The 16,098-nt window shown below is 30.3% G+C and carries 11 protein-coding genes; 9 read left to right on the top strand and 2 right to left on the bottom strand.

The window, feature by feature from the left end; genetic code table 11:
- On the top strand, positions 1–3,048 hold a 3,048-nt coding region (locus tag ACTG3S_RS08325), incomplete at its 5' end, for a T9SS type A sorting domain-containing protein (protein WP_439128893.1).
- 193 nt (positions 3,049–3,241) lie between these two features.
- On the opposite strand, the gene ACTG3S_RS08320 is transcribed toward ACTG3S_RS08325, so the two are convergent.
- Together ACTG3S_RS08320 and ACTG3S_RS08315 are read right to left on the bottom strand one after the other, a co-directional pair.
- Positions 3,242–4,243, bottom strand: coding sequence for an isoaspartyl peptidase/L-asparaginase family protein (locus ACTG3S_RS08320; RefSeq protein ID WP_439128892.1), 1,002 nt, complete (start codon positions 4,241–4,243; stop codon positions 3,242–3,244).
- A 4-nt stretch (positions 4,244–4,247) separates the two neighbouring features.
- A complete protein-coding gene (locus tag ACTG3S_RS08315; protein WP_439128891.1) occupies positions 4,248–7,181 on the bottom strand; it encodes a GH92 family glycosyl hydrolase in 2,934 nt (977 codons plus the stop codon).
- A 39-nt stretch (positions 7,182–7,220) separates the two neighbouring features.
- On the opposite strand from ACTG3S_RS08315, the gene ACTG3S_RS08310 reads away from it, so the two are divergent.
- The 8 genes from ACTG3S_RS08310 to ACTG3S_RS08275 form a co-directional block, all read left to right on the top strand.
- Positions 7,221–9,509, top strand: coding sequence for a beta-N-acetylhexosaminidase (locus ACTG3S_RS08310; protein WP_439128890.1), 2,289 nt, complete (start codon positions 7,221–7,223; stop codon positions 9,507–9,509).
- Entirely contained in the window at positions 9,509–10,210 is a 702-nt protein-coding gene (locus ACTG3S_RS08305; protein ID WP_439128889.1) for a copper homeostasis protein CutC, read from the top strand. Before ACTG3S_RS08310 ends, ACTG3S_RS08305 begins: the two co-directional genes overlap by 1 nt.
- Entirely contained in the window at positions 10,203–12,665 is a 2,463-nt protein-coding gene (locus ACTG3S_RS08300; RefSeq protein ID WP_439128888.1) for a beta-mannosidase, read from the top strand. Before ACTG3S_RS08305 ends, ACTG3S_RS08300 begins: the two co-directional genes overlap by 8 nt.
- 309 nt (positions 12,666–12,974) lie before the next feature.
- Positions 12,975–13,385: a carboxypeptidase-like regulatory domain-containing protein gene (locus ACTG3S_RS08295; RefSeq protein ID WP_439128887.1), complete on the top strand. Its 411-nt coding sequence runs from the start codon at positions 12,975–12,977 to the stop codon at positions 13,383–13,385.
- Positions 13,385–14,398 (top strand): transglutaminase domain-containing protein, encoded by a 1,014-nt coding sequence (locus tag ACTG3S_RS08290; RefSeq protein ID WP_439128886.1) that lies wholly within the window; start codon positions 13,385–13,387, stop codon positions 14,396–14,398. The genes ACTG3S_RS08295 and ACTG3S_RS08290 overlap by 1 nt, the downstream gene beginning before the upstream one ends.
- A 50-nt stretch (positions 14,399–14,448) precedes the next feature.
- A complete protein-coding gene (ypfJ, locus tag ACTG3S_RS08285; protein WP_439128885.1) occupies positions 14,449–15,354 on the top strand; it encodes a KPN_02809 family neutral zinc metallopeptidase in 906 nt (301 codons plus the stop codon).
- Between the two features lie 12 nt (positions 15,355–15,366).
- Positions 15,367–15,888: a GNAT family N-acetyltransferase gene (locus ACTG3S_RS08280; protein WP_439128884.1), complete on the top strand. Its 522-nt coding sequence runs from the start codon at positions 15,367–15,369 to the stop codon at positions 15,886–15,888.
- Positions 15,889–15,967: 79 nt separating this feature from the next.
- The coding region (locus ACTG3S_RS08275; protein WP_439128894.1) for an SDR family NAD(P)-dependent oxidoreductase at positions 15,968–16,098 on the top strand (131 nt) is incomplete at its 3' end.

The following is a 16,098-nucleotide window of genomic DNA, read 5'->3' as shown; positions in this document are numbered from 1 at the left end:
ATTGGTAAAGATAGAGGTTTTGCAGATAGAGTTATAAATGGTAGTATAGCAGAGGTAATGTTTTTTAGTGATGCACATTCAGATACCAAAAGACAACAAGTACAATCTTATTTGGCCATAAAATATGGTTTTACTTTAGATGATACAGATAATAGTGTCTCTATTGTAGAAGGAGATTATGTTTTAGCAGGTGGGTCTCCAAAAGTTTGGAACTACACAAACAACAGCACTTTCCACAACGATGTTGCTGGTATTGGTAGAGATGATGCAATGGCTTTAAACCAAAAACAATCTAAATCTGTAAGTTCAGACGCAATTATTACTATTGGTTTAGATGCTATTTCTGCTACAAATGCATTAAATACAAATACATTTACAACAAACAAAGACTTCTTAATGTGGGGTAATAACAATGGAGTTATTAACTCTATAACCGAAACAGAATTAATCTGTGCACCAGAAAAAACGATTGGTAGAACTTGGAAAATTAAAGAAACAGGTAGTGTCGGTTTAACTCAAGTAGCGGTTAATAGAGCAACCATAGATGCTGCACTTGTAACACCAAATACGGTAAAAGTTTTTAAAGTAGCAGACGATGCTGCTTTTACAACAAACGTAGCCTATATGCCTTTAACAGCAGAAACCATAAACTCAGAAAATGTATATACCGTAGATTACAACTTTAATGGTACAAAATACTTCACCTATTCAGAAATTAATGGTATTTTTTGGAATGGAGATATGAATGCTTGGGTAGGTGGAAATAGCGGAACTGTTTCTGGAGGGCCAAGTATTAATGCTGCTGACAGAGATAAAGTAATGGTAATAGATGCACAAACGTCACTTACAAACGCAGTACTTACAGAAAATGTAAGAGTAGAATGTGTTTGGATTAAAGAAAACTCTAAACTAATGGTAGCAGACGATCGTTATTTAGAATTTGATGAAGACTTTATTCTTGATGGTGAGATGAGATTAATGGGTGACGGACAATTAGTACAAACTCATATTGGTTTGTCTAATGTAGAAGGAAGTGGAAAACTATACAGAGACCAGCAAGCTGTTGTACCTAATGTATACAGATATCACTATTGGTCTTCTCCTGTAAGAGAGTTAAATAAAAATACCTTTAGAGTAGCAGAAGTTATGAAAGATGGTAATATACCCACTTCAGAAAATTCTACTATAACAGATATCAACTTTACTTCTTTAGATCAATCAGGTGTTGACAATAGAGGTTTAAATGGAGCTCCTGGTGTTGCTGGAATAACACCGATTTCAATATCAAATTTTTGGATATATACAAATATAAATGATCCTGCAGCTAATGATGAGCAGTCTGGAAACTATTTTAGAAGGTTTGAAACTGGTGCAATTAATAGAGCAAATGGATATACTATGAAAACTACAGGAGTTGTTGGCCAAAACTTTACCTTTGTAGGAACGCCTAATGATGGAACTATCACTATTCCTCTAACAGGAGAAACTGCTAGTTTAGTTGGTAATCCATATCCAAGTGCTTTAGACGCTACAGATTTTATCAACACAAATATAGATGTTATTGATGGTACATTATATTTCTGGGAACATACAGGTGAGGATGAAGAACCGTCAGGAATATCTGGACACACTTTTGCGGGTTATTATGGAGGTTATGGACAAAGAAACTTAACAATGGGTATTGCAGCTGATGGCGTGGGAAGTATAGAAGAATATACTTTTGACTGGACTACTGCTACAGAAGCCCTTGGTGTTGTTTCAGAAACTGTAAAAGGTGTAACCGTTGATATGGAATTCTCAAATGGTGAAGCTAGTCTATTACCAAATCTACTTAATCTAGGTGGAACCCTTGGAAACATTGTTGGGAAAATTGCTTTAACTACTAGTGAGTATGATGTTACTGTTAATTTTAGTGAATCTATTGATTTAAAAACAATCTACTTATATAACAATGTAGTTTTACCTTTAACAAACCCAACAATTACCATAACACCTGACAATGGAACTCCTGTAACCCAAACCTTATCTGGAATTACTGGTCAAGAAATAACATTAAACTGGGATGATGTAACCTCATTTACCATAACAACAGATAATCCTTACAATTTAGTTATAGATAACTTAAATTTCTTTAAAACTGGGGTTTTTCCTAGCTTAGGTGATGCAATCTATACGGCTCCTAAAAGATATATAGCCGTTGGACAAGGATTTTTTGTAAGAGCAGATGCAAATGGTGGAACTTTAAGATTTGAAAACTCACAAAGAAACTATTCAAGTGAGGATGGAAGTGAGTCTTATTTCTTCAAGTCTAACAAAGCTAAAAAAACCAAACAAGAAGAAGAATTAGATTTACTTCCAGTTTTAAAACTTGGTTTTAATAGAACTTCTTCAGATGCTGTAGAATTACATAGACAAATAGGTATTTCCTTTAGAAGAGGTAACACTTTTAAATATGAAAACGGTTATGATAGTGATATATTTGATGTAGGGGATAATGATATTTATTGGCAATTTCCAGAATTAGAAGGAAGAAAATTAGTCATTGCAGGTGTAGAAGAAATTAGTAATAATTTAGAGGTTCCTTTAACAATTGCTGTAAATAATGGAGCTAAAAAATCTTTACAAATTGATGAGTTAAAAAATGTAAACACACCTATTTATCTCTTAGATAAATTGACTGACACATATTACACTTTATCTGAAACTCCTTTAGAATTAGATATACCGAATGGAAAATATACAGATCGTTTTTATATTACTTTTGCAAAAAAGACTTCATTAAGTGTAGATGATTTAAATCCTTTAAGTAAAGATTTAACTGTATTTATGGATAATGATTCTGATGAAATTGTTATACAAAATAATAAACTAGTTAAAATTAAAAAAGTAGCGCTGTTTAATATTTTAGGACAAGAAATAAAAAGCTGGAAAAACATAGATAAGTTAACTGAAAATAGAATAAAAACAAATAAACTTTCTAAGTCTGTTTACATTATTAATGTTGAAACTGAAAGTGGAAAACTTTCTAAAAAAGTAGTTGTAGAATAATTATATATTCTAAACAAATTAAAAGCCGAAACATTTATGTTTCGGCTTTTTTACGTAAGAATAATATTAAAATCGGTTTTGTGAGTTAAGCTTTAACCACTTTCATCATGTCTAAAGTAAATTTAAATTATTTAGTTGTAAAACTTTTAACAAACAAGATATAACATATATAAATTGTTATTGTAAGTAAAATTTAAGCTTTATTAAAAAAATCTGATTTAATATTCTTATTTTTTTTGTTTTTATAAATGTTGTAGCTAAACCATTCGTGTATGGAATAAGCTCCTGTTTCTCCTTGCTTATTTACAGCAATATAACCTACCTGAAAATTCTTAAAATCTTTCCCTGGTTTGTTTACAATTCTGCCTATTGCCTCTTCACAGGCTTCTTGTGGCGATTTCCCTTGACGCATTAACTCGACAATTAAAAAACTACCAACCGTTTTTAATACTTCTTCTCCTAAGCCAGTTGCAGAAGCACCACCAACCTCATTATCTACAAATAAACCACCACCAATTATAGGCGAATCTCCTACTCTACCTGCCATTTTATATGCCAAACCACTTGTGGTACACGCTCCAGAAATATCGCCGTTTTTATCAATAGCTAACATGCCAATAGTATCATGATTTTCGATATTGATAATGGGTTTATATTCAGATTTTATTTTCCAATTTTCCCAAGCTTTTTTAGCAGCTTCTGTTAATAAATTTTCTCTTTTAAAACCTTGTGATACTGCAAATTTTTCTGCACCATCTCCAACCAACATTACGTGTGGTGTTTCTTCCATTACTTTTCTGGCTACAGAAATTACGTGTTTTATGTTTTTTACACCTAAAACTGCACCATAATTTCCTTTTTCGTCCATTATACAAGCGTCTAAAGTAACGTCTCCATCTCTATCTGGCAAACCTCCTTTTCCAACAGATTGCCCTTTTTCATTGGCTTCTTCTATTCTACAACCTTGTTCTACAGCATCTAATGCTGTACCTCCTTTTTCTAAAACAGCTGCTGCAGTTTCTACAGCTAAGTCTGTTTTCCAAGTGGCAATTACTAATGGTTTTATAACTTTTGACGCGGTTATAACTGCTTTTTTATCTTTCGTATTTTCATCACAAGAAATTAATGATGATGATACAGCAACGAATCCTAAACCTGTTGCTGATGCTTTTTTTATAAAGTTTCTTCGTTTCATATTCTTATTTTATTTGAATTTCATCAACAAACAACCAGCTTCTTCCATCATGTTGATATCCTAAATGCCATTTGGGAAGTTTGCCTAATTTTTTTGCGGTGATTTTTATATACTTTGTTTTTATTTTTTCTTTTACAAAAAACTGTTTTATTTCAACTTTGTCATTATTTTTTGGTTTTGGTGCTTTCCAGTTTTTAATTTTAGTGAATTTTTTACCATCTAAAGAATGATATATTTCTACTGCTGTTGGTAAAAATATCCAGCTTTTTTGATCTCTTAAAAAATTAACACTAATTGTTGAAATTGATTTCTGACTTCCTAAATCAACAACTGCAATTAAGTCTTCATCAAAATAACCTTGCCAAGTACCTGTTCTAAAATCTTCTGTTCCTGTAATTCCGTCAATTAATGCATTATTTCCTCCTGCATTATATTGATTGGCATATTGGGTTTTTAAATCAATTTTTATATTAGGATCTATTTTATAAAAATCAGTAGTAATTGTGGCACTTTTTGTATTTCCTTTTTGGGCATATACATCAAGGTTGATAAATTTATCAATTATAAAAGGGTTTTGATATTGCTTAAAACCACCTTTATAACCTATTCTATAATAAATAGTTGCATCTTTATCTGCATTTTGTAAAGTAATTTCTGTACTTTCTTTAAACGCAATATCTCCTTTCGCAATATATGGTGCAGGCACAATTACATGTTCTTCTATTTTAGATGATGGAATAAACTCGTCTTTTGTCCCCCAATTTGTAGGTTGATTTGTCAATTCAAAAACTAAATTACCACCATCAATAATATCTTGATGATTGATATAAGAATACTCATAATCATCTCCATTTAATCGTACAGATTTTATGTATTTATTTTCTGTGGATTGATTTTTAGCTTCCACTGTAAACGTTTTTCCATTTTCTAAATTAATAGTAGCCTTGTTAAATAATGGACTTCCAATAACATATTGATTCGACCCTGGAGTAACTGGGTAAAATCCTAAAGAAGAAAAAATATACCAAGCACTCATTTGTCCACAATCTTCGTTTCCTGAAATTCCATCTGGTGTATTTGTATATAATTCTGTTAAAATCTGACGCACTTTCTCTTGAGTTTTAGCTGGTTTATTTACAAAGTTGTACAAATAAGCCATGTGATGACTGGGCTCATTTCCGTGGGCATATTGCCCAATTAAACCTGTAATATCTGCTTGATGTCTGCCAGAAGTTTCGTTTTTTGCTGTAAATAATTTATCTAGCTGATTTTCTAATTTTTGCTTACCTCCTAGCAAATTTATAAAGCCAGAAATGTCCTGAGGAACGTAGAAACTATATTGCCAAGAGTTGGCTTCTGTATAATTAAAATTGACTTCGTAAGGATTAAATGGTGCAAACCAAGTATTTCTAAAACGACCTCTCATAAATTGGGTTTCTGGGTCAAAAACATTTTTATAATATTGAGCTCTTTCTGAATAAATTTTATAATCTTCTTCCTTTCCTAAAGATTTTGCCATTTGTGCTATGGTCCAATCATCATAAGCATATTCTAAAGTTTTAGAAACCGATTCACTTTCTTTTTCTACAGGAATAAATCCATTTTTTTTATACGAATCCAATCCTAATTTATCACGAGTTGCAGAATGTTTCATGGCTTCTAATGCTTTATTGGCATCATAATTTCTGATGCCTTTTAAATATGCATCTGCAATTACCGGAACTGCATGGTAACCAATCATACAACCAGTGTAATTTGCAGCTAAATCCCAAATGGGCATAATACCACCTTCATCATATTTTGCCAAAAACGTATTTATAAAATCGTTGGTTTTTTCTTGTTCTATAATTGTGTATAAGGGATGTGCTGCTCTGTAAGTATCCCAAAGTGAAAATACTGTGTAATAATCAAAATCTTTGGCTTCGTGAATTTTTAAATCCATTCCTCTATACCTGCCATCTACATCTTGATACAAATTGGGTGCAATGGTAGCATGATAAAAAGAAGTATAAAAATTGACTTTATTATCTTTATTAGTATCTTCTATAACAATTTTTTCTAATTGTTGTTCCCAAAAATCTTGTGCTGTTTTTTTTACTTCTTCAAAAGTTTGATTCCCAATTTCTCCTTTTAAATTCTTTTTTGCACCTTCTATATCAACTGCTGAAATACCGATTTTAATATAAACTGTTTCGTTATTGGGGTTGATAAAATTCAACGCTATTTTTTGTGCCCCAGCCATTCCTTTTTTTTCTGGAGATTGCAAAACATCTGTAAAAGCATGTGAGGTTTCAATGGCAAAAAACAAGCGTTGATCTGTAGCCCAGGCTTTAGAAAAACGATATCCAGTTAATTCTCTATCAGAAACTTTATTGATTTTAGCATCTAAAACCATATCTCTATGTAATAAATCTATAACCACAAATTGATTTTCAGCAGTGGGAAAATTATATTTATGCATGCCACTTCGTTTAGAAACCGTTAATTCTACATCAATATTTGTATCCTCTAAATGCACTTTGTAAAAACCAGGTTCTGCTGTTTCGTTATCATGAGAAAATTTAGATTTATACCCTTCTTTACCATCTGAACCATTATTAAATATTTGTTTATTGGTGGGCATTAACAGAATATCTCCATAATCTGAAACACCTGTTCCACTTAAATGCGTATGCGAAAACCCATAAATTTCATCATCTGAATAATGATAGCCAGAACATCCATCCCAACCCTCTAAACGTGTATCTGGACTTAATTGCATCATCCCAAAAGGCATGGTTGCTCCTGGATAAGTATGACCATGACCACCTGTACCAATAAACGGATTTACATAAGAGATAAGGTTTTTATCTTTTGTAGCAACCTTAATTTCTTGATTAGAATTGCAGGAAATGAATATGAATACACTAAGAAAAAATGAGAAAAATTGAAGTTTCATCAAAATAGATTGTTAAATTCGTATCAAATATAACAGAAAATGAAAATTAGCCATTACTTTCTTCTATTTTTTATTCTAATTTCTGCTGCTTGCAAGAAAGATGTTTTAATTCCTATAGAACCAAATATTATTCCCAAACCTCATTCTCAACAAATTTCCAATGATGTTTTTGTTTTGAATGCAAACACATCATTAGAATCAACTTTTAAATTTAATGAAATTGCCAATTTTTTAAAAATCCATTTAAAAGAAAATTATAAACTAAATTTATCTTCTAAAAATAGTTCGAACAGGATTCTATTTACTATTGATAATTCCATTGAAAATAAAGAAGGATATCGGTTAAATATTGATGAAAATAAAATTCAAATTTCTGCAAAAACAAGCTCAGGTGCTTTTTATGCTGTTCAATCTTTACTACAATTATTACCTGCTAAAACAGACAAAAAAGAAATAGCCATACAATGTTTAACAATAAATGACGAACCTCAATTTAAATATCGTGGAATGCATTTAGATGTTGGACGTCATTTTTTTTCCGTAGCTTTTATTAAAAAATATTTAGATCTAATGGCAAGCCTAAAAATGAATACTTTTCACTGGCATTTAACAGAAGACCAAGGTTGGCGAATTGAAATTAAAAAATACCCGAAACTTCAAGAAATTGCAGCTTTTAGAGATGAAACTTTAATTGGCCATTATTCAGATCAGCCTCATCAATTTGATGGGGAAAAGTATGGAGGATTTTATACACAAGAAGAGATAAAAGAAATTGTAAAATATGCTTCAGAAAGAAAAATAACGGTAATACCAGAAATAGAAATGCCTGGTCATAGTCAAGCTGCTATTGCTGCTTACCCTGAATTGGGTTGTACTGGAGAACAAGTAAAAGTTGCCACCAAATGGGGCGTTTTCGAAGAAGTGTATTGCCCAAAAGAAACTACTTTTCAATTTTTAGAAAATGTAATTGATGAAGTTGTAGAACTATTTCCAGGAAAATACATTCATATTGGTGGAGATGAAGCCCCAAAAACCAGATGGAAAAACTGTGCTCATTGTCAGAATTTAATCCAGAAGAAAGGGTTAAAAGACGAACATAGTTTGCAAAGTTATTTTATTGCAAAAATGGAAAAATACATCAACCAAAAAGGAAAACAAATTATTGGTTGGGATGAAATTTTAGAAGGTGGTTTGGCTCCTAATGCAACTGTAATGTCTTGGAGAGGTACAAATGGAGCTGTAGAAGCTGCCAAACAAAAACACGACGTTATTTTAACACCTGGTTCTCATTGTTATTTTGATCATTATCAATCTGATAACGAAAATGAACCCTTGGCAATTGGTGGCTTTTTACCTTTAGAAAAAGTCTACAGTTTTAATCCAATTCCAAAAGAATTAACCAAGGAAGAAGCTAAATATGTGCTAGGTGCTCAAGGAAATGTATGGACTGAATACATACTTACTTCAGAAAAAGTAGAATATATGGCTTTTCCTAGAGCTATTGCTTTGAGTGAAGTGGTTTGGTCTACTCCAGAAAACAGAAATTATACTGATTTTATAAAACGTTTAGAACTTTTTAATAAAAGATTGGATGTTATGAATGTAAATTATGCCAATCATATCTATGAAGTAAAAGGCAAATTAAAAAATGACAATGGGAATTTGACTTACGAGTTGGAAACAACTACAGATAAAAAAATTGTTTATACTTTAAATGGAAAAGAACCCAATCCATTATTAGGAGATAAATTTTATAAATATCCGATTAAAATTGATTCATCAACCACCATAAAAGCGGCTGTTTTTAATAATGATGAAAAATTATGCAATACATTTATGCAAAGTATCAATTTACACAAAGCTGTAGGTGCAAAAATTTCTTTAAATGTTGCGCCTCATAAAGCTTATAATGCAGGTGGAAAAGAAGCATTAATTAATGGTATTTATGGAAATGACAAACGTTATGGAGATAAAGAATGGTTGGGTTTTTGGGGTGATGATGTGGAAATTACCATCGAGTTTGATAAACCAACAGAAATTAATACAATTTCTACTCGTTTTTACAATGGAAATGGACAATGGATTTATGTGCCAAAATTTATGACTTTTGATATTAGAAGGGAAAATAATAGTGGTTTTGTATCTGTTGAAAAAATCTTACATGAAAACAAAAAACTTGTAAATACTAATTTTAGTTTACATAAAAATGATAAAGGGTTTTATAAAAAATTAAAAATCACAATTCCAAATTATGGAATGATTCCTGAAGGAAAACAAGGTGCAGGTAACAAAGCTTGGACATTTATTGATGAAATAATTGTAGAGTAATGAGATTAGAAATTTGCGCAAATTCTTACCAATCTGCCGTAAACGCTCAAATGGGTGGAGCAGACAGAATAGAACTCTGTTCTGAATTAGCTGTTGGTGGAGTTACTCCTTCCTATGGTTTATTAAAAAAAATAGCAAAGGAAATTACTATTCCTGTAAATGTATTAATTCGTCCAAGAAGTGGTGATTTTTGTTATTCAGATACAGAATTTGAACAAATGCAACTAGATATTCAATTTTGTATAGAATTGGGTTTTAACGGAATTGTTTCTGGTATTTTAAACTTGGATAACACCATAGATTTTGAACGAACTAGAGAATTAATTGAGCTTTCAAAACCATTATCTTTTACTTTTCACAGAGCTTTTGATTGCGTAACCAATCCAAAAGAAAGTGTAAAGAAACTCATAGATTTAGGAGTAGATAGGGTTTTAACTTCAGGGTTTCAATCAAAAGCAATTGAGGGAATTGAAGTACTAAAAGAATTACAAAAACAAGCAAAAGACAATAGTATCATTTTACCAGGAAGTGGAATTAATCCAAGCAATGTTCAGTTATTTAAAAAAGCAGGATTTAAAGAAATACATACATCTGCTTCTAAACAAATAGCAACATCAAACGTGTTTTTTGATAATACAAAACAAACAGTTTCAAGTGTTGAAACCATTCAAGAAATCTTAAAAATAATTAAAAATGCGTAAAATTATTTTAGGATTATTGACACTTCTTATATTCAGTTGTAATAGATTAAAAATAGATTTACCTAAAAAAATTTCGATAAATTCAAATTGGCAGTTTAAAGGAATTGACACTTTAGATTGGAAAACGGCAACAGTTCCTGGAAATATTTTTACTGATTTATTATCGCATCAAATTATTGAAGATCCTTTTATAAAAACCAATGAAGAAAAAGTGCAATGGGTTTCTAAAAAAGATTGGGAATACAAAACCACATTTACACTTACTGATGAAATTTTAAGTAAAAAAAATATTGAACTCCATTTTGACGGTTTGGATACCTATGCAAAAATTTTCGTGAATGGAAGCCTTCAATTAACTACAGATAATGCCTTTCGATCCTATTCAATTCCTGTAAAAAAACTTCTCAAAAAAGAAAATGAACTCAGAATTATTTTTAAAAATTCGGAAGAAGTTGGAAAGAATAAAGCAAATAAGAATCCCTATCAATTGCCAGAAGGAAATAGAATTTACACTCGAAAAGCGCAATTCCAAACTGGTTGGGATTGGGGACCAAAATTAAATACCTCTGGAATTTGGAAAGATGTTTCTTTAAAGGCTCATAATCAAGTAATAATCGAAAACCTCTTTATCCAAAAAACAAAAATTACTGATAGAGTTGCTAAATTAAACTGTACTTTAAACTTAAAATATAATTATGTTCATGGTTATTCATTTGAAATTTTTATAAATAATGAGTTGGTAAAAATTTACAAAGACCATCCTCACTATTCACCACTTTCTATTCCTTTTGAAATCAAAAAACCAAAACTCTGGTGGACGCATAATTTAGGAGAACCCTATTTGTATAACATCAAAATAATCGTAAAAAAAGAGAACGCTATTTTAGACAGTATTTCTACAAAATATGGAATCAGAGACGTTAAACTTATCAACAAAAAAGATAGTATTGGTGAATCTTTTGGTTTTGAATTGAATGGAAAACCAATTTATATAAAAGGTGCCAATTACATTCCGCAAAATAGTTTTCAGAACAAAGTTAGCAATCAACATTATGAAAAATTATTATCTGATGTAGTTGTAACCAACATGAACATGTTACGTGTTTGGGGAGGTGGTATTTATGAAAACGATATTTTTTATGATTTATGTGATGAAAAAGGTATTTTAGTTTGGCAAGATTTTATGTTTGCTTGCGCAATGTACCCTGGCGATAAAAATTTTTTAGAAAATATAAAAGTTGAAGCTGAACAACAAGTAAAAAGATTAAGAAATCACGCTTCCATAGCTTTGTGGTGTGGCAATAACGAAAATGCTGAAGGTTGGAAACGCTGGGGATGGCAATTCAGTAGAACTGAAAAAGAAAAACAAGAAATCTGGAACGATTATTTGGCTGTTTTCGATTCTATTTTACCAAAAACCGTTGCCGATTTTAGCGAAACAGATTATTGGGAAACTTCTCCTAAATATGGACGTGGAAACCCAAAATACAAAACAGAAGGAGATGCACATGATTGGTGGATTTGGCATGATTCATATCCTTTTGAGCATTTGGAAAATAATGTACCTAGATTTATGAGTGAATTTGGTTTTCAATCTTATCCAAGTTTTGAGGTGATTAATTACATCAATCAAAAAGATAGCATAGATTTAAAAACAGATGCTATAAAAGCACATCAAAAGCATGCTAGAGGTTTTCAGTTAATAGATGAATATATTGGTCGTGATTATAAAATTCCAACTCATGATGAAGATTATGTGTATGTAAGTCAATTATTACAAGCCAAGGGAATTATTATGGGAATTGAGGCACAAAGAAGAGCAAAACCTTACAATATGGGTACTTTATATTGGCAATTAAACGATTGTTGGCCAGCCATATCTTGGTCTTCTATCGATTATTTCGGTAATTGGAAAGCCTTACAATACAAAGCCAAAAAAGCTTTTGAAAATATTTTAATTTCCTCAAAAATTAAAAATAATATAGTCCAGACTTTTATTGTAAATGATACTTTTGAAAAACTAAATGGAACATTACAATTTAAAATTATTAATTTTTATGGAGAAGAATTATGGTCTGACTCTAAAGAAATTGAAGTTTTAGAAAATAGTAGCCAACAATTTCACGAATTTTCTTTAGCTAAAGTAGATAGAAAAAATTCAGTATTAATTACTACATTTAATAATAAAAAATCAATCTTTTATTTTGATAAACCAAAAGAATTAAACTTACCGAAAGGAGAGCTAAAACAAGAAATTACTAAAACTAAAAACGGATTTTCGATTACTTTAAAAAGTGATACTTTACAAAAAGATGTGTTTTTGTATACCTCAACCAAAGGACATTTTTATGATAACTTTTTTGATGTTTTACCTAATGAAACTAAAGTTGTTGAATTTAAAACAACCGCTAAAAAAATAGACACCCTAAAGATTAAAACACTGCTTGTCAAGTAATAATCGACTATTTTTTTTCTTTACTTTTGATTTTCAAAAAGTTAACTATATAAAAACGAGACCTTATTTTAATTTTTACTAACTTTATGGCATAAAAGAGAAGCTAAGCAAAAAAATAAAAAACTAGTTTACTTTAAAGTATTTTTATAAGAAATAGAGATATGATTTAACAACTTTAATCTATAACTCTAATTCTAAAACACTAACTAAAAAGTACCTTTAACTTAGTAAAATACACAGCTTACTCAATACTACTTTTAAACGAAAACAAATCGATGTAGGTTTATAAAGAATTTAAAACTTATAAATATGAAAACAACAAAATCAATTACAAGCAAACATTCTAAATTATTTTTCTTAGTATTATTCTTTTCACTTTTCTTGGTATCTTCTTCTGCAAATGCACAAAAGAAAATAAAAGGTATTGTTAAAGGACAAACAGAAATCAATAAAGAAGCTTTAAATGGTGCCAATATTTATTTAAAAGGCACAACTATTGGCACAAGCACCAATAAAAAAGGTGAATTCACCTTTCCAAAAACATTAAAAGTAGGTGATATTTTGGTGTTTACATATTTAGGTTTTGTAAAAAAATCTATAAAAATTAAGGAAAATACTCGTACTTTAAATGTAACTTTATTAGAGGATAGTAATCAAATGTTAGGGGCTTTAAACAGCAATAAGCGTTACAAATCTAAAAGAAATAAGCCTACTAATTAATGCAAAAAATAAGTTTATTTTTACTTTTACTTTTTTCGTTGGTTGGTTTTACACAACAATCCGATTTTAAAAATATCGATTTTAAACGAGCAGACTACATAGCAAAAAGAGTAAAAGTAAAAAGACTTTACAATTTAAATGAACTTACGTTTAAATTAACCCAGAATTTAGATACAGATGTAGAAAAAATAAGAGCCATTTATGTTTGGATTTGCACCAACATTGCCAATGATTTTGGTTTGTATGCACAAAACGAAAGAAGAAGAAATCGTTACAAAAACGATTCCATAAAACTTCAAAATTGGAACTCTAAATTCAAAACTAAACTTTTTAAAAAACTACTAAAAAGAAAAAAAACTATTTGTACAGGTTATGCTTATTTATTTACAGAAATGTGTAATATAATAAATATAGAAAGTAAGATGGTAAATGGTTTTGGTAGAACAAGCACTGTAGATTTTAGTAAATTAACCATGCCAAATCACACTTGGAATATTGTAAAACTAAATAACAAATGGTACGTGTGCGATCCTACTTGGTCTACAGGAATCTCTTTTCCTGAAGAAGGAAGATTTCAATTCGATTTTAATGATGGTTATTTTTTAACAGAACCTACATTGTTTTTAAAAAATCATTATCCTTTAGAGACACAATTTTCTTTGTTAGGTCATGATACTCCTACTTTTTTAGATTTTACAGAAATGCCTTTGTTTTATGGTGATGCCTATAAATATTTAAAAAAGCATCAATTACCTTTAAAAATGTATCATCAAATAAAAAAAGATTCTATAGTTACATTTCAATATCAACTTAAAAAAAATATAGCTTTAGAAAAATTGAAATTTGTTATCTTTTCTGGTAATAATGAACGTTATATAAAACCGATTAAAAGCACTTTAGAAAATAATACACTTACCTTAAAACATCGTTTTAAAACAAAAGGTTTTTATGATTTTCACCTTTACATAGACGATAAAATTATTGCTACGTATGTTTACGAAGTAAAAAAATAAAAATTCTAAAATAATTAGTACATTTAAACCGATTTAAAAATAGGTTTTTCATGAAATGGAGAAGAAATAGAACAAGCTCTAATGTAGAAGACAGAAGAGGGAAATCTCCAAGAAGAGGCATTGGTGGTAGTTCTGGTGGTGGTTTAGGTAAATTATTAATTCCTTTGATTTTAAAATTAATTACCTCAAAAAAAGGATTGATTATTTTAGGTGTCGTCATTGCTGTAATGTATTTTACTGGCAACAATCCATTAAACCTTCTTACTGGTACTTCTTCCAACAATCAAATACAAAATAATGGCACGTATAAAGGTACTGCAGAAGAAGAAAAATTAGCCGCTTTTAGCGAGCGTGTTTTGGCAAGTACAGAAGATGTTTGGAACAAAATTTTATCTAATTACAGAGAACCTAAATTGGTATTGTTTACTGGCGAAGTTACTTCTGCTTGTGGTGGTGCATCGAGTGCTACTGGCCCTTTTTATTGTCCTGGAGACGAAAAACTATACATAGATTTAAGCTTTTTTAAAGAAATGGAAGTTCGAATGAACGCTCCAGGAGATTTTGCACAGGCTTACGTAATTGCGCACGAAGTTGGCCATCATATACAAACCCTAACAGGAATTAGTAAAAAAGTACAACAAATGCGTGGTAGAATTAGCCAAAAAGAATACAACAGGTATTCTGTTATGTTAGAACTGCAAGCAGATTTTTTAGCGGGAGTTTGGGCACATCACTCTCAAAATATCGATTTAACTTTAGATAACAACGATTTAAAAGAAGCTTTAAATGCGGCTTTTGCCATTGGCGATGACAGATTGCAAAAACAATCTACAGGAAGAGTGGTACCAGATTCTTTTACTCATGGTACTTCTGCCCAAAGAATGCGTTGGTTTAAAAAAGGTTTTGATACTGGAGATGTAAACCAAGGTGATACTTTTAATGCTCCTAATTTATAAGATACTACAAACTTGACAACCTTTACCATAAAAAAAGCCCAAACTAAAGATGTAAAGGCTTTAACAGACGTAAGCAAAAAAGCATTTTATGTACCTCATAAAGATGTAGTTCCTAAAGAAATTATGGATGCTTACTTAAAAAATAACTTTAACGAAGAAAATTTATTGAGAGAAATTTCAAATTCTAACTTTCAATATCATTTAATTTATCAAAAACAATCTTTGGCAGGTTTTTCTAAAATTATTTTCAATCAAAAAAATGAACATATAGCATTAAATAATGTTACCAAAATGGAGCGTTTATATTTATTGGAAGATTTTTATGGATTGGGTTTAGGTATTGAGCTTTTTAAATTTAACCTAGAACTTTGTAAAAAAAACAACCAAAAAGGTATTTGGTTATATGTTTGGATTAAAAACTATAGAGCATTAAGTTTTTATAAAAAAGTAGGTTTTAAAAAAATTGCTACTTACGATTTTCCTATCTCTGAAACAGAAACCAGATTAAACGATATTTTATATCTAGAAATCTAAAATAGTTAAACCTTTTTGGGTATGCGTTAATATAACAAGCATTAATAGACTAATTTTGTTTTAAACTTAAAAACAAAACATGAAAAAGACAGCATTAATTACAGGAGCAAGCAGTGGAATTGGTAAAGAATTTGCAAAAATACATGCAAAAACAGGTGGAGATCTTGTAATTGTTGCAAGAAGTAAAGACAAATTATTAGCTTTAAAAGC

The organism is Polaribacter sp. (assembly GCF_965656025.1).
Taxonomy (GTDB): Bacteria; Bacteroidota; Bacteroidia; order Flavobacteriales; family Flavobacteriaceae; genus Polaribacter.
Note: the sequence above shows the minus strand (reverse complement) of the source record. Positions and strands in the feature narration are given on the sequence as shown.